Origin of the sequence: Rhizobium sp. LC145 (assembly GCF_001005825.1) — a bacterium.
Lineage (GTDB): Bacteria > Pseudomonadota > Alphaproteobacteria > Rhizobiales > Rhizobiaceae > Neorhizobium.
The window spans coordinates 285,678-304,244 of sequence record NZ_LBHV01000007.1 but is presented as its reverse complement, the minus strand read 5'-3'; the positions used below and the strand labels follow the sequence as shown (position 1 = coordinate 304,244).

General features: G+C 63.3%; 19 protein-coding genes. 12 read left to right on the top strand and 7 right to left on the bottom strand.

The genetic code is table 11. The annotated features are described in order from the left end of the window. The first annotated feature begins 3 nt into the window (after positions 1-3). The 8 genes from YH62_RS19690 to YH62_RS19655 all read left to right on the top strand — a co-directional run bounded on the left by YH62_RS19690 (position 4) and on the right by YH62_RS19655 (position 6,460). On the top strand, positions 4-879 hold the full coding sequence (locus YH62_RS19690) for a cytochrome c oxidase subunit 3 (protein ID WP_046795943.1): 876 nt from the start codon (positions 4-6) through the stop codon (positions 877-879). 86 nt (positions 880-965) lie between these two features. After that, positions 966-1,739: an SURF1 family protein gene (locus YH62_RS19685; RefSeq protein ID WP_245282142.1), complete on the top strand. Its 774-nt coding sequence runs from the start codon at positions 966-968 to the stop codon at positions 1,737-1,739. Between the two features lie 148 nt (positions 1,740-1,887). Further along, the gene (ispH, locus tag YH62_RS19680) at positions 1,888-2,892 is read left to right on the top strand and encodes a 4-hydroxy-3-methylbut-2-enyl diphosphate reductase (RefSeq protein ID WP_046795941.1); all 1,005 of its coding nucleotides are present in this window, start codon (positions 1,888-1,890) and stop codon (positions 2,890-2,892) included. A 206-nt stretch (positions 2,893-3,098) separates the two neighbouring features. Then, complete coding sequence (locus YH62_RS19675) at positions 3,099-4,079, top strand: homoserine kinase (protein ID WP_046795940.1); 981 nt, start codon at positions 3,099-3,101, stop codon at positions 4,077-4,079. Continuing rightward, the gene (gene rnhA / locus YH62_RS19670) at positions 4,076-4,516 is read left to right on the top strand and encodes a ribonuclease HI (RefSeq protein WP_046795939.1); all 441 of its coding nucleotides are present in this window, start codon (positions 4,076-4,078) and stop codon (positions 4,514-4,516) included. Before YH62_RS19675 ends, rnhA begins: the two co-directional genes overlap by 4 nt. Positions 4,517-4,538: 22 nt before the next feature. Then, on the top strand, positions 4,539-5,273 hold the full coding sequence (locus YH62_RS19665) for a class I SAM-dependent methyltransferase (RefSeq protein ID WP_046795938.1): 735 nt from the start codon (positions 4,539-4,541) through the stop codon (positions 5,271-5,273). 5 nt (positions 5,274-5,278) lie between these two features. Continuing rightward, positions 5,279-6,088 carry an endonuclease/exonuclease/phosphatase family protein gene (locus YH62_RS19660; RefSeq protein WP_046795937.1) on the top strand — a complete coding sequence of 270 codons (810 nt, stop codon included), beginning with the start codon at positions 5,279-5,281 and terminating at the stop codon, positions 6,086-6,088. 63 nt (positions 6,089-6,151) lie between these two features. After that, positions 6,152-6,460: a Dabb family protein gene (locus YH62_RS19655; protein ID WP_046795936.1), complete on the top strand. Its 309-nt coding sequence runs from the start codon at positions 6,152-6,154 to the stop codon at positions 6,458-6,460. Positions 6,461-6,494: 34 nt separating this feature from the next. Here YH62_RS19655 and YH62_RS19650 read toward each other — a convergent pair whose 3' ends face one another. Together YH62_RS19650 and YH62_RS19645 are read right to left on the bottom strand one after the other, a co-directional pair. Further along, positions 6,495-6,980 carry a peroxiredoxin gene (locus YH62_RS19650; protein WP_046795935.1) on the bottom strand — a complete coding sequence of 162 codons (486 nt, stop codon included), beginning with the start codon at positions 6,978-6,980 and terminating at the stop codon, positions 6,495-6,497. 106 nt (positions 6,981-7,086) lie between these two features. Then, complete coding sequence (locus tag YH62_RS19645) at positions 7,087-7,947, bottom strand: protein-disulfide reductase DsbD domain-containing protein (protein ID WP_245282137.1); 861 nt, start codon at positions 7,945-7,947, stop codon at positions 7,087-7,089. A gap of 161 nt (positions 7,948-8,108) precedes the next feature. Between YH62_RS19645 and YH62_RS19640 the strand changes: the two genes are divergently transcribed. From YH62_RS19640 to YH62_RS19630, 3 genes are all read left to right on the top strand, one after another. Next, on the top strand, positions 8,109-8,714 hold the full coding sequence (locus YH62_RS19640) for a YqgE/AlgH family protein (protein ID WP_046795934.1): 606 nt from the start codon (positions 8,109-8,111) through the stop codon (positions 8,712-8,714). Between the two features lie 85 nt (positions 8,715-8,799). Next, positions 8,800-8,991, top strand: a complete 192-nt coding sequence (locus tag YH62_RS19635; RefSeq protein WP_046795933.1) for a CsbD family protein — start codon at positions 8,800-8,802, stop codon at positions 8,989-8,991. A gap of 85 nt (positions 8,992-9,076) precedes the next feature. Further along, positions 9,077-10,141 (top strand): putative zinc-binding metallopeptidase, encoded by a 1,065-nt coding sequence (locus YH62_RS19630; RefSeq protein ID WP_046795932.1) that lies wholly within the window; start codon positions 9,077-9,079, stop codon positions 10,139-10,141. A gap of 47 nt (positions 10,142-10,188) precedes the next feature. Here the strand turns inward: YH62_RS19630 and YH62_RS19625 are convergent, their stop codons facing one another. After that, entirely contained in the window at positions 10,189-11,340 is a 1,152-nt protein-coding gene (locus tag YH62_RS19625) for an acyl-CoA dehydrogenase family protein (protein WP_046795931.1), read from the bottom strand. A gap of 207 nt (positions 11,341-11,547) precedes the next feature. Here YH62_RS19625 and YH62_RS19620 point away from each other — a divergent pair, with 207 nt between their 5' ends. Then, positions 11,548-12,243, top strand: coding sequence for a helix-turn-helix domain-containing protein (locus YH62_RS19620; protein ID WP_137326673.1), 696 nt, complete (start codon positions 11,548-11,550; stop codon positions 12,241-12,243). Between the two features lie 10 nt (positions 12,244-12,253). On the opposite strand, the gene YH62_RS19615 is transcribed toward YH62_RS19620, so the two are convergent. From YH62_RS19615 to thrC, 4 genes are read right to left on the bottom strand one after another with little or no spacing between them, the layout of a single operon-like run. Beyond that, positions 12,254-15,100 carry an EAL domain-containing protein gene (locus YH62_RS19615; RefSeq protein ID WP_245282141.1) on the bottom strand — a complete coding sequence of 949 codons (2,847 nt, stop codon included), beginning with the start codon at positions 15,098-15,100 and terminating at the stop codon, positions 12,254-12,256. A gap of 59 nt (positions 15,101-15,159) precedes the next feature. Next, the gene (locus YH62_RS19610; protein ID WP_046795928.1) at positions 15,160-15,771 is read right to left on the bottom strand and encodes a GNAT family protein; all 612 of its coding nucleotides are present in this window, start codon (positions 15,769-15,771) and stop codon (positions 15,160-15,162) included. Positions 15,772-15,791: 20 nt separating this feature from the next. Beyond that, a complete protein-coding gene (locus tag YH62_RS19605; RefSeq protein WP_046795927.1) occupies positions 15,792-17,090 on the bottom strand; it encodes a pitrilysin family protein in 1,299 nt (432 codons plus the stop codon). A 28-nt stretch (positions 17,091-17,118) separates the two neighbouring features. Next, the gene (thrC, locus tag YH62_RS19600) at positions 17,119-18,525 is read right to left on the bottom strand and encodes a threonine synthase (protein WP_170986309.1); all 1,407 of its coding nucleotides are present in this window, start codon (positions 18,523-18,525) and stop codon (positions 17,119-17,121) included. Between the last annotated feature and the right edge of the window lie 42 nt (positions 18,526-18,567).

Below are 18,567 nucleotides of genomic sequence, written 5' to 3'. Positions count from 1 at the left end.
GACATGGCCGAAGCGCATCAGAAAAATCACGACTACCATATCATCGATCCGAGCCCGTGGCCGCTTCTGGCCTCGGTCGGCGCCTTCATCATCACCTTCGGCGGTGTCGGCTACATGCGCTACCTGCATGGCGGGCAGTTCAACCTGTTCGGCGTGAACATGGCCAATCCGTGGCTGTTCTACATGGGCCTGGCGATCATCCTCTACACGATGATCGGCTGGTGGACGGACACCATCAAGGAAGGCCGCGAGGGGCATCATACCCGCGTGGTATCGCTGCATCTGCGCTATGGCATGATCATGTTCATCGCCTCCGAGGTGATGTTCTTCGTCGCCTGGTTCTGGGCCTTCTTCGATGCGAGCCTCTTCACCAACGAGGCGATCCAGGCCTCGCGCGTTCAGGCGACCGGCGGCCAGTGGCCGCCTCAAGGCATCGAAGTGCTCGATCCCTGGCACCTGCCGCTCTACAACACCGTCATCCTGCTGCTTTCCGGCACCTGCGTGACCTGGGCTCACCACGCCCTGCTGCACAACGACCGCAAGGGCCTGGTCAACGGCCTTGCGCTCACCGTGGCTCTCGGCGTCCTGTTCTCCTTCGTGCAGGCTTACGAATATGCGCATGCGCCCTTCGAGTTCTCCAACTCGATCTATGGCGCGACCTTCTTCATGGCGACAGGCTTCCACGGCTTCCACGTGCTGATCGGCACGATCTTCCTGGCCGTCTGCCTGCTGCGCGCCATTCGCGGCGGCTTCACGCCGACCCATCACTTCGGCTTCGAGGCTGCCGCCTGGTACTGGCACTTCGTCGACGTGGTCTGGCTCTTCCTGTTCTTCTCCATCTACATCTGGGGTGGCTGGGGCGCTCCGATCGCCCACTGAACGGGAATTTAAAGGTATCGGGAGGGCGGCTTTGGGCCGCCCTTTCTGCTTTCGGGAATTGGGATGACGATATGGCCGTGAAGGATATGGCAAACGCAAAGGACGGCGGCGCGAGCGTGCCCGCGAGCCGGTGGAAATCCGTCGCGACGGTTGGCGTGGTCATCCTCGCGCTGGCGATCCTCCTTTCGCTCGGCACCTGGCAGGTGCAGCGCCTTCACTGGAAGGAGAGGCTGCTTGCCGATATCGCCGAGCGCCGCACCGCCCCGCCGGTCACGGTGGCGGAGATCGAGGAGATTGCCAAAGCCGGCGGAGATATCGAATATCGCACCGTTTCGGTGACCGGCAGTTTCGACCATTCGCGCGAGCGGCACTTCTTCGCCACGCATGAGGGCCGCACCGGCTTCTACGTCTACACCCCGATGACGCTCGCCGATGGCCGCGTGCTGTTCGTCAACCGCGGCTTCGTGCCCTATGAGATGAAGGAGCCTTCGACGCGTGCGGATGGCGAAGTCGCGGGTGAAGTGACCCTTACGGGATATGCGCGTGGGCGGCTTTCCGAAAAGCCGTCCTCGCTGGTTCCGGATAATGATACGGCCAAGAACATCTTCTACTGGAAGGATCTCGATCTCATGACATCGAGCGCCGGCCTCGGCGCCGGCAAGGTCCTGCCTTTCTTCGTGGATGCGGATGCCTCGGTGAAAAGCCCCGGCGGCTGGCCTGAGGGCGGTGTCACCCAGTTCGACCTGCCGAACAACCACCTTCAATATGCGGTGACCTGGTACGGGCTGGCGGCGGCGCTTCTCGCGGTCGTCTTCGGCGTCTGGTGGAAGCGCAGGCGCTCCGGCGGCGCGGAGCTTTGAGCAAACATTTTCCTTGGCGGGGCCGGATTGGCTCGCCTATATGGAGCCTGACGCATGTCGCGGAAAAGTGGGAACCGGTTTTCCGATCACGACATGCGCTAGGGAAAACGAAGCGTAACACGCTTCGGCGGTTAACGACGGAACGGGAATGAACATTCAGGTCACCAAACCGGCGCTCACGATAAGGCTTTGCGGCCCGCGGGGCTTCTGCGCAGGGGTCGATCGCGCCATCCAGATCGTCGTGCTGGCGCTGAAGGCCTATGGCGCCCCGGTCTATGTCCGCCATGAGATCGTCCACAACCGCTATGTGGTCGAAGGGCTGGAGGCCAAGGGCGCGATCTTCGTCGAGGAGCTCGATGAAATTCCGGACGAACACCGGGAGCAGCCGGTCGTGTTCTCTGCCCATGGCGTGCCGAAATCCGTGCCCGAGGATGCGCAGACCCGCAATCTCTTCTATCTCGATGCCACATGCCCGCTGGTCTCCAAGGTCCACAAGCAGGCCATGCGCCACCAGCGGCTCGGCCGCCACGTCGTTCTGATCGGCCATGCCGGTCATCCGGAGGTGATAGGCACGATGGGGCAGTTGCCGGAAGGCGCGGTCTCGCTGGTCGAGACCGTCGAGGATGCCGAGGCCTACCAGCCGGCCGATCCGGACACTCTCGGCTTCGTCACCCAGACGACCCTTTCGGTCGATGATACCGCTGGCGTCATTGCCAAGCTGCAGGAGCGGTTTCCGAATATCCAGGCGCCGGCCGCCGATTCGATCTGCTATGCGACGACGAACCGCCAGGAGGCGGTGAAGGCGGCTGCTCCCGGCTGCGATCTCTTCATCGTCGTCGGCGCTCCGAATTCTTCCAATTCCAAGCGGCTGGTGGAGGTCGCGTTGCGCGCCGGCGCCAAGCGGTCGCTTCTCGTGCAGCGCGCTTCCGAGCTCGATTGGAACGAGATCGGCGATATCGGCACGCTCGGCATATCCGCCGGAGCCTCCGCGCCGGAAGTGATCGTCGACGAGATCATCGACGCCTTCCGCGAGTGCTTCGATGCGCGGGTGGAGCTGGCGATCACGGCCGAGGAGAACGAGAACTTCCTGGTCAACCGGGAACTTCGCGGCGTTCCGCTGACCCGGGAAGACATGGCCTGGGTCAATGGGTGAGGGTGAGGAGCGGTCCGGCGAAGCCGGAGAAATCGATCCAGTGAATCGATTTCAGCGACGAACGCCCGGAGCTATAGCGAAGGGCCGGACGAGGCGGCGAAGGTAGCGGAGCAATTCGGAAACACTCCGAAGGACGAACGCCCGGAGCCATAGCGCAGGGCCGGGCGACGCTTCCGAATTCTACCTTTGAAATTTAAGAGAATAACGTGGCCGTTTACACCGATATCACCGAAGACGACCTCAAGCGCTTCCTCACCGAATACGATGTCGGTGAGCTTACCTCCTATAAGGGAATTGCCGAGGGCGTTGAGAACTCCAACTTCCTGCTGCACACCACCCGCGATCCGCTGATCCTGACGCTTTACGAGAAGCGCGTGGAGAAGGCGGATCTGCCGTTCTTCCTCGGTCTGATGCAGCACCTTGCCTCGAAGGGCCTTTCCTGTCCGCTGCCTCTGCCGCGCCGGGATGGGGCGCTTCTCGGTGAGCTTTCCGGTCGTCCGGCGGCGCTCATCTCCTTCTTGGAAGGCATGTGGCTGAGGAAGCCGGAGGCGAAGCATTGCCGTGAGGTCGGCAAGGCGCTTGCCGGAATGCATCTCGCTGGCGCCGATTTCACGATCGAGCGGCCGAATGCGCTTTCGCTCGAGGGCTGGAAGGCGCTTTGGGCGAAGTCCGCCGAGCGGGCCGACGAGGTCGAGCCTGGTCTGCAGGAAGAGATCGCGGCCGAACTGGATTTTCTGGCGGCGAACTGGCCGAAGGATCTGCCGGCGGGCGTCATCCATGCCGATCTTTTCCAGGACAACGTCTTCTTCCTGGGCGACCGGCTCTCCGGCCTGATCGACTTCTACTTCGCCTGCAACGACCTGCTCGCCTATGACGTCTCGATCTGCCTGAATGCCTGGTGCTTCGAGAAGGACGGTTCCTACAACATCACCAAGGGCTCGGCCCTGCTGGAAGGCTATTGCAGCGTGCGGCCATTGTCCGAAGCCGAGATTGCCGCCCTTCCGGCACTCTCCCGTGGCTCGGCGCTGCGCTTCTTCTTGACCCGCCTCTATGACTGGCTGACGACGCCCGCCGGCGCGCTGGTGGTCAAGAAGGACCCGCTGGAATATCTGCGCAAGCTGCGCTTTCACCGCCAGATCGCGTCCAGCGCGGAATACGGGCTGGCGCCGGAGATGGCCGGATCATGAAGCATGTCGAGATTTTCACCGACGGCGCCTGCTCCGGCAATCCCGGCCCCGGCGGCTGGGGCGCCATCCTGCGCTATGGCGAGGCGGAGAAGGAGATGTTCGGCGGCGAGGCTGAAACGACCAACAACCGCATGGAGCTGATGGCGGCGATCCAGGCGCTGAACGCGCTCAAAGCCGCTTGCGAGGTCGATCTCTATACGGACAGCGCTTACGTGAAGGACGGCATATCCAAATGGATCTTCGGCTGGAAGAAGAACGGCTGGAAGACGGCCGACAAGAAGCCGGTGAAGAATGCCGAACTCTGGCAGCAGCTCGAGGAAGCGCGTAATAAGCACAAGGTGACCCTGCATTGGGTCAAGGGCCATGCCGGACATCCGGAAAACGAGCGGGCCGACGAGCTTGCCCGCCTCGGCATGGCGCCGTTCAAGAAAAGGTAAGCGATCAAGGGAGCAGAAGAACATGGCGCAGAATATCTACGACAAGCCGGAATTCTTCGAAGGCTATAGCCAGCTTCCCCGCTCGGTGCATGGGCTGGCGGGTGCGCCGGAATGGCCTTCCATCCAGGCGCAACTGCCCGCGCTGAAGGGCCTGCGCGTCCTCGACCTCGGCTGCGGTTTCGGCTGGTTCTGCCGGTTCGCGGCAGGCGAGGGAGCCGCCTCCGTGCTCGGCCTTGATCTCTCGCAGAACATGATCGACAGGGCGCGGGCGGAAACCAGCGATCCCGCGGTTCGTTACGAGATCGCCGATCTGGAGCATGTCGAGCTGCCCGGGGCCGCCTTCGACCTCGTCTACAGCTCGCTCGCCTTCCACTATCTGGAGGATTTCGGGCGCATGGTTCGGAAGGTTGAGCGCGCGCTGGTGCCCGGCGGAAGCTTCGTCTTCACCATCGAGCATCCGATCTACATGGCGCCCACCCAGCCGGGTTTCCGGACGGACGAGGCCGGCCGCAGGATCTGGCCGGTCGATGGCTATTCCGTGGAAGGCAAGCGCACCACCGATTGGCTCGCCAAAGGCGTCATCAAATATCATCGCACGCTCGGCACCACGATCAATACGCTGATCGATGCCGGCTTCGTGCTTGATAGGCTGGTGGAATGGCATCCTTCGCCGGAGCAGCTTGCCGCAAATCCCGCCTTTGAGGAGGAGATGGATCGGCCGATGATGATGATCCTCTCCGCGCACCTGCCGGATTAGCACCGATGTCGTTCCGCATCCTCTCCCTGAACGCCTGGGGCGGCCGCGTCCACGAGCCGCTGATGCGCTATCTGCCGAAGGTCGATGCGGATGTGATCTGCCTGCAGGAGGTGACGCGCACCCCGTCGCGCGGGGCCGAATGGCTCGCCTATCGCGACGGATCGCTGGTGCTGCCGCAGCGCGCCAATCTGTTCGAGGAGGTGCGGGCGGCGCTTCCCGATTACGAAGCCTTCTTCGCGCCGGTCGCCCGTGGCGATCTTTTCGACGGCGACGAGGTGGTTGCCTCCGAATTCGGGCTCGCCACCTTCGTCAGGAAATCGCATTCGGTCATCGGCCAGGCGCTCGGCTTCATCCACGGCGCGTTCTCGGCGGATGGCTGGGGAGATCACCCCCGCTCGCGCAATGCCCACGGCGTCCGCGTCTTCAGCTATGGGCTGAACAGGGCGATGACAGTCGTCCAGCTTCATGGCCTGCGCGATCCCGCCGGCAAGGGCGATACTCCGGCGCGTCTTGCTCAGGCGCGTGCGCTGGTGAAGCTCGTCCGGCAGGTCTGGCAGCCGGGCGAGGGCCTGGTCGTCTGCGGCGATTTCAATGTGCTGCCGGATAGCGAAACGTTTCCGATCCTCGGCGAGCTCGGCCTAACGGAACTCGTCACCACGCGCGGCTTCACCGATACGCGCACCTCCTGGTATGCGAAGGACGGCCGGTATGCGGATTACCTGCTGACCACGCCCGATATCGGGATTGCCTGCTTCGAGGTGGTCGCCGAACCCGAGGTCTCGGATCACCGCGCACTGCTTCTGGAAATCGCCTGATCCCCAGTTGCGCTTGCGCCGTCAGCCACTATTCTGCCGCCAAAAGATCGGGAGGCTGGGACTATGATCCTTCATTGCGTGTTTCTTCGCTTCAAGGCATCCATGCAGGCGGCCGACAAGCAGGCTCTCTACGATGCCGTCGCGGCCTTGAAACAGGTCGTTCCCGGCATGCTCGACGTGAAATACGGGCCGAATATCTCACCGGAAGGGTTGAACGGCGGTTTCGTGGATGGATTCGTGGTGACCTTCGAGAGCCCGGAGGCCCGTGACGCCTATCTGGAGCATCCGGATCATATGGCGGTCGGAGAGCGCATCGTCAGCGCGACCGACGGAGGGCTCGCCGGCCTGCTGGTTTTCGATCTGGCGGTGTGACGGCGGAGCCTCGCGGCCCCGCCCGAATGTCGGATCAGATCTGCTCCAGCATCGTGGCGGCGCTGGAGACGGTCGCCTGGCCGGGGCTTTCCTCGATGTTGAGCGACTTCACCACACCGTCTTCCACCAGCATAGAATAGCGCTTGGAGCGAACGCCGAGCCCGCCGCCGGAAAGATCCGTATCGAGACCGACCGCCTTGGTGAAGGCACCGTCGGAATCGGCGAGGAAATGGATCTTGCCGAAGCCGCCGGTATGCTCGGCCCAGGCGCCCATCACGTGCCAGTCGTTGACGGCGATCACTGCGATGTCGTCGACGCCGCGGGCGAGAATGGTGTCGCGGTTTTCGAGGTAGCCGGGCAGGTGGTTCAGCGTACAGGTGGGCGTGAATGCGCCCGGCACGGCGAACAGCACCACGCGCTTGCCCTTGAAGAGCTGTTCCGTGGTGACCTCGACCGGACCTTCGGCGGTCTTTTCCTTGAATTTGGCTTCGGGCAGCTTGTCGCCGACGGCAATGGTCATGGTGCTCTCCTTCGTTCGGGCAAGTTGGGATGGCCCGCCCCTTCGCGGCGCACTATAGACCCAGCCGGATTGATGGCAAGGAAAGATGGCCGCAGAAAACGGGCCGTCATTCGAAGGTGAGCGAGGTCTCCATGGCGCGGTTTCCGGCGATCACCAGAATGCCCCAGCGCTGGCCCTTCATCTCGTAATCTTCCGGCAGCTTTCCGATGGGCATGTCGAGGGAATAGCTGTTGCCTTTCCGCTCGCCGTTGAGGCTGTCGAAGAGCACGTGTCCCTCCGGCCCGGTGACGAAGACTTGGGGCGCTTTCTCAACATCGGCCGGCAGTTCCAGGGTGAGCTTGAGGAGATCGCGGCTTTGCGTCACGGCGTAATGGGTGACCGAAAAATCGTCGGAAGGGGCCTCCGGCAGCGTCAGGGCTGCTTGGGAGAGGATCATCGCCTCTTCCACCGGCGTGCCCTTGACCGAGCCGAGCGCCAGCGTGAATTCCGCCTGGAAGGGAATGCAGATGTTGCGGCACAGCCCGATGAATGCGGAGGCGCCGAGACTGACGGGCGTTTCCGGATCGCTCACCGTGAGCTCGAAGGGAAAGGTCACGGCCTGATCGTAGCCGATGTCGCGCAGCTTGCCGCTGTCGATGCGTTTCGGCACGGGGTAGGAGATGCTGTCGAGCGTCACGCCGCCGGCCTTCGAGAAGACCATTTTGGGCGGGATTCCAGCGTCGCCAGGCTCGCGCCAATAGGTGATCCAGCCCGCCTTCGGCTCGATCTGCAGCGCCCCGCGCACCTTGCCGTTAGGCTCCGGCGGCAGCGCTATGATGCGCATCCGCCCGCCTTCGTTCTGCGCCCATGGCGTCATCTCGGCATTGGCCGTTGGGACGTGGTAGAGCAGCCCGCCAGCGGCCAGGGCGCCGGCAAGCGTCAGCGAGCGCCATCGGGAAGATAGGCGATTGGTTAAAATTCTTCTCATGCCGGCAATGCATTTAGCCGATCCGGCCGTCGCGGGCCAGTCACGAGCCCGAGAAGGCGATCATTTTCGGTTGATTGCGAAGGCACTCTGCCCCATCTTCATTTTATTGTTGTTCTGAAGCCTTCCGCCCGAGCCGGGTGGAAGAGCGGACTGGAGGCGCGATGGCCTTGTCGAGCTTGAAGGATACGGACGAGCGCGGCTTCCTGGATGGCCAATTCCTGATTGCCATGCCCGGCATGCAGGACGGCGATTTCGCTCGCGCTGTCGTCTATATCTGTGCTCACTCGCTCGCCGGCGCCATGGGTTTCATCATCAACCGGCCCCAGAACATCTCGTTCACGGATGTCCTGCTGCATCTCAAGCTCTGCGATCAGACCGAAGCCATCATGCTGCCGGATCAAACCCGCGATTTTCCGATCCTCTCAGGGGGGCCCGTGGAAACCGGCCGCGGTTTCGTCCTGCATTCGGATGATTTCCTCTCCGAATCCTCCATTCCCGTCAGCGAGGAGATTTCGCTGACCGCCACGCTCGACATTGTGCGCGCCATCGGTGAGGGCAGGGGGCCTGCCCGCGCCACCATGCTTCTCGGCTATGCCGGCTGGGGGCCAGGCCAGCTCGAGACGGAAATTGTCGGCAACGGATGGCTCACTTGCCCGGCTACGGAAGAGCTCATCTTTGACCGTGTGCTGGAGGGCAAGTACGAGCGGGCCCTGGCGCTCCTCGGCATCGCGCCGGAAATGCTGTCCAGCGAAGCCGGCCACGCCTGAGCGCGCAATCCGGCTGGAACCGAACAGCACGCCCCGCGTTTCCTGCGCTCCGGACGATGAGCGTCCGCAAACAGGGAGATGTGAAATGGGCAGCACCAAGGACAAACTGGCCGGCAAGGCCAATGAAGTGACCGGCAAGGCGAAGCAGGCTGCGGGCGCTGCGACGGGCAAGGACAGCCTTCGCGCCAAGGGCGCAACCCAGGAGGCTAAGGGACATGCGCAGCAGGCCAAGGGCAAGGTCAAGGATGCCGCCAAGAGCACGCTCGACCGTCTCTGACAGCCTCTCATCTTTTTGACGTAAAGACCTGCTCCGAGGGCCGCCGGGGCGGGTCTTCTTGTGTTAACGTTCAATGGAATTGTGCATGCGTCTTTACGATTGCGACCACTGCGGTCGACCCGTCCACTTCGATAACCGCTCCTGCGTGAGCTGCGGCCATCGTCTTGCCTTCGTGCCGGAGCGGCTGGCCATGCATGCTCTGCGGGAGGATGGGGACGGGACCTGGCATCTGGTCGCTCAGCCGGACTACAGGGTTCGGCTTTGCGCCAACGCAGCCATGGATATCTGCAATTGGACGGTCGCGGCGGAAGATCCGCATGCCTATTGCTCGTCCTGCCGGCACAACCGGCTGGTTCCCGATGCCTCCACGGAAGCCGGGCTCAACCAGTGGCGCCGCATCGGCCAGGCCCAGCGGCACCTCTTCTACTCGCTCCTGCGTTGGAACCTGCCCCTGACCGATCGGGAGGAAGATCCGCAAGGCGGTCTCGTCTTCGATTTCCTGGTGGATGAGATCGGGGCGGACGGCGTCGTCATCCCCGCCAGAACCGGCCATGAAAATGGGGTGATCGCCATCCGGGCGGCGGAGGCGGACGACCTCACGCGCGAAGAGGTGCGGGTCTCGATGAAGGAGCCCTATCGAACCCTGCTCGGCCATTTCCGTCACGAGATCGGTCACTACATCTGGAACAAGCTGGTGCGCGACGCCGATCGGCTGGAGCCCTTCCGGCTGGCGTTCGGCGACGAGCGCGAGGATTACGGTGCAGCGCTCAGGCGCCACTATGAGAACGGCCCGCCGGCGGGCTGGCAGGAAAACTGGATCAGCGCCTATGCGAGCGCTCATCCCTGGGAGGATTTCGCCGAATGCTTTGCCCATTACGTGCATATCGTCGATACGCTGGAGACCGCGCGGTCCTACGGCATGGCGATCGAGCCGCGCGGGCATGAGGATCTGGCCGCCGTCGTCGTCTTCAATCCCTATGCCGCCCGCGATGCCGAGCAGCTCGTCGCAGCCTGGATACCCTTCAGCCTGGCCCTGAACGGTATCCATCGCTCGATGGGCGTGCCGGATTTCTATCCCTTCATCCTCACGCCGACCGTGGTGGCGAAGCTCGAATTCATCCATGCCCTTATCCGGGCGCGGCATAGATGATGCCGCAGCTCCCCGGGGAGCTGCGGCGGATGCGGAGGCGCGAGACGTCAGAACGTCGTCTTCGTATCTAGCCCGAGTGCGATCCGGCCGGCAAAGTCGCTTTGCGGGCCGGTCCTCATCGGATGGTAGCGTGCGCCCTGCACATCCCGGAAACGGCGTTCCAGACCCTTGTCCCGATAGAAGGCGCAGCCGCCTGCCGTTTCCATGGCGAGTTCGGTTGCCGAAATCGCGTGGCGTGCCACAAGCCCGCGGCCGATCATGATTTCGTTGGTCGTCTCCGGCGAGGGATTGCCGCGCTCGGCAGTCGCAATCATGGCGGCATGGGCGTATTGCGCTGCCCGGAGCTCCGTTTCCATCTGACCGGCAAGCGCTATGACATGCGGGTCCGGCGCCCGCTGCTTAGCAATGGCAACCGCAATGTCGCGGGCGCTTTCCGCCACGCCCAGGTAGGCGGCGTAGATCAACGGGAAGGCGAGCATCGAGACGATGTGGAAGAGCATGTGCCATTCGCCTTGATTGCGTTTCAGTGCCACCGCCTCCTCGGGAACCACGTGCCCTTCCACGATCACGTCGTTGGAGCCGGTGCCGCGCATGCCGATCGCCTTCCATGTGGGGGCTACCCGCACATGCGGCGATTTCATCGGCAGGCCGAAGTGCAGGACCTTCGCTCCGTCCGGCTCCTCGATAACCGCGCCAGTCATCAGGATGTCGCCGGCGGGCGAACCGGAGGTGAAGATCTTCTGCGCCGTGATCCGATAGCCGCCTTCGACCTTCTCGGCCTTGCCGGAGCCCCTGATCCAATCGGAACCGCCGCTGGAAAGCAGGACCAGCCTTTCGGCGGCCACCCGCTTGAGAAGCGGCATGACAGGTGCCGCCTGCTGGTGCGTCCAGCGCCAGGCGGGAATGGCGACCTGATGGGTATGCATGGAGAAGGCAAGCGCAGTGGAGCCGCAATGATGAGCCAGCTCCTTGATCATCGCGCAAAGCTCTGCGATCTCGATGCCCCCGCCGCCGAGATCGGCCGGAACACCGGCTTCTACAAGGCCGGATTCCTTGAGCATCTGATAGTTTTCCGCGACGAAGGCATCGCCGTCATCCGCCGCCTCGGCCCGCGCCGCAAAGCTCGGCCCCAGCGACCGGGCGATGGCGACGACGCCGAGCGCCGCCGGACCGGTATTAAGTTCACTGACTGCTGACATGGTCATGTTCCTCCCATTGAGACGGAGGCGATTGTCGGCGGGGGTGGGATACTCCTCAAGTACAGGAAGTGTACTTCGGCCGCGTCTGCTATTGCCACTATTGGTGGCGGAGGTTTGCGGGCTGGAAGGTACATAAAGTGTATTTTGCAGGCGGGCCGGAGGGTCTATATTTCTTCTTTGGCCAATGAGGAGGGTGCCGTCATGGAAATGACTGCAAGCTACGGCCAGTTCTGTCCCGTCGCGATGGCTGCCGAGGTGTTCTGCACCCGGTGGACGCCGCTTGTCCTGAGAGAGCTTCTCTGCGGCAGCCGCCGCTTCAATGATCTGAGGCGCGGCGTGCCGCGCATGTCGCCGACGCTTTTGTCGAAACGCCTCAAGGAGCTTACCCAGGCGGGCATCATAGAAAGCCGCAGAAGCGCGGACGGAAGTATGGAATATCACCTGACGCCCGCGGGAGAGGAACTGCGCGAAGTGGTGATGGCGCTGGGTTTCTGGGGACAGCATTGGGTCGAAAGCGATCTCGCGCTGAGGAAGCTCGATCCTTCGCTTCTGATGTGGGATATGCGCCGGCACCTCGATCCGGACCCCATGGTCGCGGGGCGCTGCACGATCCTGTTCCTTTATCCGGACCTGCCTTCCGCCCGGCAGAGATACTGGCTGGTCGTGGAGGGGCGCGACGTGGATGTCTGCTCGACCGATCCCGGTTTCGAGGTGGATCTCTATGTCGAGTGTTCGCTGCGCACCATGACGGCCATCTGGATGGGGCTCGCTACCGTGCGAAGCGAGGTGGAGGAGGGGCGTCTGGAAATTGACGGCGATCCCGTGCTTGCGGCCTCCATGCAGCAATGGCTTGGGTTGAGCCCCTTCGCCCGCGAAGGGAAGGCGGCAAGCACGGCGGCCTGAGCTCTTGCGCTCAGGCCCGTTTGGTCAGCGGAAAACGCTCTTTCAGCAAACGCAGCACCGCATCGGCCGGCGCAGGCGGGCTGAAGAGGAAGCTCTGGGCGAAATGGCAGCCCATCTTGGCGAGCTCGGCCGCATCCTCGTCGGTTTCCACGCCCTCCGCCACCACGGTCATCTCCAGCGCGCGGGCCATGGCGATCACCGAGCGCAGCAGCACGGCCCGTTTATCGGAGGTATCGCCGACGAGCGCCTTGTCGAGCTTGATCGTGTCGAAGGGGAACTGCGTCAGATAGGCGAGTGAGGAATAGCCGGTGCCGAAATCGTCGAGCGCGAGGCTGAGCCCCGTCTCTTTCAGCCGCGCGAGCACGAGGCGCGCCTGTTCCGGGTTTTCCATCATCACCGATTCGGTGAGTTCCAGCTTGAGCTGCGCGGGATTGACCTGCGTCTTGGCGAGCAGCGTGCGCACGTCGTTGTAGAGCTCGGCGTTGAGAAGCTGGGCGCTGGAAAGGTTGGCGGAAACGAAGATCGGCAGCTCTCCCGTATGCTGCTGCCAGTCCATCAGGTCGTTCGCCGCGCGGTCGAGCGCGAACATGCCGAGTTCCCCGATGAGGTCCGACATTTCCGCGATCGGGATGAATTCGGAGGGCGGAATGCTGCCGCGTTTGGGATGCTCCCAGCGCAGCAGCGCCTCGAAGCCGGCGATCTCGCCGTCCTTCAGCTGGATGATCGGCTGATAGGCCAGCGAAAGTTCCTTGCGCTCGATCGCCCGGCGAAGGTCCGTCTCGATCTGCAGCCGGTCGGTTCCGGAGGAGCGGAAGGCCGGCCGGAACGGCTCGACCCGGTTGCCGCCCGCGCGCTTGGCCCGGTACATGGCGAGCTCCGCGTCGGCGAGCAGGCTGGCGGCGCTTTCCTGCTGGTCCACCCAGGAGGCGAGCCCGATCGAGGCCGTCAGGATGATCTCGCGGCCCGCGAAATTGATCGGCACCATGATCGCCTTGGAAACCGCATCGGCAAAATCGGCCACCTTCACCGGATCGCGTTCGGAAACCAGGATGAGGCCGAACTGGTCGCCGTTGAGGCGGGCGAGCGTATCCTGCGGCTTGAGGAGACGCCTGAGCCGGCGCGTCAGCGCGATCAGGATGTTGTCGCCCGCCGCGATCCCGAGCGAATCGTTCACTTGCTTGTAGCGGTCGATGTCGATCGACAGCACGGTCGGCCGCACGGTGTCGCCGCCCGGCGCCAGCGTCAGCACGGCCTGCAGCCGATCGAGGAAGACCTGGCGGTTCGGCAGGCCCGTGAGGTTGTCGTGCACCGCATCCTGCAGCAGGCGTTCGACGGAGTTCTTCTGCTCGGTGATGTCGACGACGGTGCCGACGCAACGGATGATCTCGCCGTCGGAGCCGAGCACCGGCCGCGCGCGAATCTGCAGCCAGTGGAAATGCCCGTCCTCGGCGCGAATGCGGAATTCGTGGTTCAGTCGGCCACGCCGGTGTTCGAGCAGCACATCGAGCGTGGCGCGGAAGCGGTCGCGATCGTCTGGATGAAGGCGCGGCAGCCAGTTGCGGACCGGTCCGTGCATGGAGCCCGGCGAAAGCCCGAGGCGCGTGGATATGTCGGGCGTGGTGACGACGCGGTCGCGCGCCACGTCCCAATCCCACACGGTGTCGCCGCTGCCGGTCAGCGCCAACGACTGGCGCTCGAGATCGGAGAACAGGCCCTGCTGGTAGGCGCCGCCGGCAAAGGCGTGCTGCATCACCGTGAAGCCGATCAGGAGCACGATCAGCACCAGGCCGCCGCCGAGCGCCGGCTGGATGATGTCGTTGTCGAGGCGGCCCGTCACCGTCAGCCAGGCGCCGAACAGCCAGACCAGGATCAACCCCCAGGTCGGCACCAGCAGGATGGCGCGGTCATAGCGGTTGAAGCCGAGATAGACGATGAGCAGGATGCCCGCCGTCGAGGTGAGCGCGAAGGAAAGCCGCGCGATGCCGGAAGCGATGGAGGGATCGTAGATCGCCACGCCGAAGAGCAGCACCAGACCCACTATCCAGGCAAGCGTGGCATAGCCGAGATGCACGTGCCAGCGGTTGAGGTTGAGATAGGTGAAGAGGAAAATCACCAGTGAGGAGGCGAGCGCCACTTCCGCGCAGGCGCGCCATATTCGCTGGTCGCTGGAGGTGATGGTGATGAGCTTGTCGAGGAAGCCGAAATCCACGCAGATATAGGCGAGCACCGCCCAGGCGAGCGCGGCCGCGGCTGGCAACATGGAGGTGCCCTTCACCACGAAAAGGATGGTCAGGAACACCGCAAGCAGGCCGGCGATGCCGAGCACGATACCGCGATAGAGCGTGAACGCGTTGACCGTGTCCTTGTAGGCTTCCGGCTCCCACAGATAGATCTGCGGCAGTTGCGGGGTTGCGAGTTCCGCAACGAAGGTGATGACCGAGCCCGGATTGAGCGTGATGCGGAACACGTCCGCATCGGGGCTCGGCTCGCGGTCGAGCGCGAAGCCTTCGGAAGGCGTGATGGCGATGATGCGCTGCGAGCCGAGGTCAGGCCAGAAAAGCTGTGAATTCACGAGCCGGAAATGCGGCGCCACGATCACGCGTTCGAGCTGTTCTTCGGAAACGTTGGCAAGCGCGAAGACGGCCCAGTCGCCCTGATGCCGGGGAGAACTCGCCCGTACCTCGATGCGGCGGCGGATGCCGTCGGCGCCGGCGGCCGTCGAAACCTGAAAGGCCTCTCCCTGGTTGGTGTAGATGTCGGTCGTCTCGGTGAGATCGAGCGCCGTATCGTCACGGGAAATCTTCACCGGCTCGGCCGCCCGTGCGGGGTGCGCCCCGAGCACGGCCGTCACCGTCATCAGGGCAAGAAGCGCTGCGAGCCAGCGGAGCGGAAGGACAAGACCTAGGCGGCGGGTACTCATGATTTCAGCATCTTCCCGAATTCGCCATCCTCCGGCAGCCGGGAATACATCACGTGATCGCGCCACTCGCCGTTAATCTTCAGATATTTCCGCAAAAGACCTTCCCGCACGAAACCGGCCTTCTCAAGAAGCCGCACACTTTTCCAGTTCTCCGGAATACAGGCTGCCTCAATCCGGTGCAACTGAAGTTCGCCGTAGATGTAGGGGATGGCCAGATTGAGGCCGGAAAGCATGTGGCCTTGCCCGGCGTGACGCTCTCCCATCCAATAGCCGATCATGCAGCTTTGCGCCGCCCCCCGGCGGATATAGCCGATGGTGAGACCGCCCAGCAGTTCCATGTCCTGGCGGCGGAAGAGGAGAAGGGGAACGGCAAGCCCGGAATTGAATTCCTGCCCGCAGCGTATCACGCGGGCGCGGAACGAGCTTTCGGTCAGGTCGTCGCTGCGCCAGACCGGCTCCCAGGGCTGCAGAAAGGCACGGCTCTCGTAGCGGAGCGCATGCCACTGCCTGTAATCCGAATAGCGGGGCAGGCGCAGCATGTGGTTCTCGCCGTAAAGCTCTGGTGTGTCCGGCTGCCGCGACAAGAACCGAAACACCGATTTTGCCATGCCCTTGCTCCAGGCGCCCTTTAACTTGCGGCTTTCTGCGTCCTTGCCCCGGGCGAGGAAAGCGCAGCGGAGATTTCCGACATGGGTGCCAGCCTTTCGATGGGGCCCACGGCCGACAATGTCGGAACTGTATCGAAAAACAGCCGGCCGGCAAGATCGGTCAGGCGTTCTGTCGTAATTCCCTCGAGGCGCTCCATCATTTCCTGGTTGGGGATGATGCGCCCGTAAAGGATCATCTGCCGGGCCATCTGGCCGGCGCGTGCCGCCGGGCTTTCCTGCCCCATCAGCAATTGCGCCCTGATCTGGGCGCGGGCGCGGTCGATCTCCTGATTGTCGATCCTGTCGGAAGCCTTGCGCAATTCGTCAATGACGACCGGCACCAGGTTCGGCAGCTCGTCGCCGCTCGTTGCCGCATGAACGCCGAAGATGCCGGTGTCCGAAAAGCCCCAATGGAAGGCGTAGACCGAATAACAGAGGCCGCGATGCTCGCGCACCTCCTGAAAGAGGCGGGAGGACATGCCGCCGCCCAGGATATTGGCGAGAATCTGCGAGCAATAGAAGTCGCGCATATGGTAGGCCTTGCCCTCGAAGCCGAGGAGGAGCTGGGCATCCATAAGGTCGCGGCTTTCCCTTGCGTCACCGCCGATATAGCGGGCCGCATCGAAGACCGGAGGCGCGCTCGCACTTTGCGGCAGCTTTGCAAAGCCCTGCTCCACCTGGCGGCAGAAGGTCTCGTGATCGACAGCCCCGGCGCCGACGACGAACATGCGATCGGTCGTGTAATTGCGAGAGAGATAGCCGCGGATCTGGTCCGGCGTGAAGCTTTTCACCTTTTCCGGCGTGCCGAGAATGGGCCGGCCGATCGTCTGGCCGCGATAGGCGACCTCCGAGAAACGGTCGAAAACCACGTCATCCGGCGTGTCGTTGGCGGCGCCGATCTCCTGCAGGATGACGTGTTTCTCACGCCGTAGCTCTTCCTCGTCGAAGACCGATTCCGTCAGGATGTCGGCGAGGATGTCGACCGCGAGCGGGACATGATCCTTCAGCACACGGGCATAATAGGAGGTGGTTTCGGTGGAGGTGGCGGCATTCAGCTCGCCGCCGACATTCTCGATCTCCTCGGCGATATCGCGGGCGCTTCGCCGGGTGGTGCCCTTGAAGGCCATGTGCTCGAGGAGGTGGGCGATACCGTGTTCTTCTTCGGTCTCGTTGCGAGACCCCGATTTGATCCAAACCCCGAGCGCCACGCTCTCCAGATGGGGCATCGTCTCGGTCACTACCGTCAGCCCGGAGGAAAGCCGGGTGATTTGTACATTCATAGTCTGTCTTTCCGGGCGCCGCCGATACTCAGTTCCTTGCCCGCGCATGCTCGCCGATGAATTTTTCGACGGCCTTGAGGTCCGGTTCCAAGACGTTGAAGCGCTCCTCCCTGTCCATCAGATCGGCGAGCCATGATGGAAGCGCGGGATCAATTCCGCAAGCGGATTTTACCGCGGCGGGGAATTTGGCCGGGTGCGCGGTTGCCAGCGTGACCATCGGACTGGACGGTCTTGAGTTCTTTTTCGCGACGAAAACGCCGGTCGCGGTATGCGGATCGATGAGGTAGCCGGTCGCCTCAAGCGTCTCCCGGATCGTCGCCGCCACCTGGCGTTCGGTGGCGCGTCCGGCGCGGAATTCGCGCTTGATGGCTTTCAGCGCCGGCGGCTGGATTTCGAAGGCTCCGGACTGCTTGAGGCCCGCCATGGCGGAGCGGATGGAGGAGGCGTCGCGCCCATAGGCCTCGAACAGCAGCCGTTCGAAATTGGAGGAAATCTGGATGTCCATGGAAGGCGATGTGGTCGCCTTGACGCCCTTCATCTCGTACCGTCCACTCTTCAGCGTCCGGGCGAGGATGTCGTTGTCGTTGGTGGCGATCACCAGTCGGTCGATCGGCAGCCCCATCTTCTTGGCGACGTATCCGGCGAAGATATCGCCGAAATTGCCGGTGGGCACGGTGAACGAGATTTTCCGGTCCGGTGCGCCGAGCGAAACCGCGGCGGTGAAGTAATAGACAACCTGCGCCATGATGCGCGCCCAGTTGATCGAGTTCACGCCGGAAAGCTTCAGCCGGTCGCGGAAGGCGGTGTCGTTGAACATCTCCTTCACGAGGTTCTGGCAGTCGTCGAAATTGCCCCTGACCGCAAGCGCATGCACGTTGGTGGCGTTCGAGGTGGTCATCTGCCGCTGCTGGACGGGGGAGACCTTGCCGTGCGGGAAGAGGATGAAGATATCGGTGCGGTCCCGCCCGGCGAAGGCATCGATCGCAGCGCCGCCGGTATCGCCGGAGGTTGCTCCGACGATGGTCGCGCGTTCGCCGCGTTCGGCAAGCACGTAATCCATTAGCCGGGCGAGCAGTTGCATCGCCACGTCCTTGAAGGCGAGCGTCGTGCCGTGAAAGAGTTCCAGCACGAAATCGTTGGACCCCGTCTGGACGAGTGGCACCACCGCCGGATGGCGGAACGTGGCATAGGCCTCGTCGATCATCGCCTTCAGCTTGTCGGCGGGGATCTCGTCGCCCACGAAATGTTTCAGGATCTCGAAGGCCACGTCCTGATAGGGTTTTCCCCGCAGCGCCCTGATCTCGCGCTTCGTCAGTGCCGGCCATTCGCGGGGCACGTAAAGGCCGCCGTCGCGAGCGAGTCCAGCCAGCAGCGCGTCACGGAAGCCGAGCGCGGGCGCTTCGCCCCGGGTAGAAATGTAGTCCACGACCTTCAATCCCCAATCGATTTTTCTTCGCGCCGCTGGTATAGACCAGGA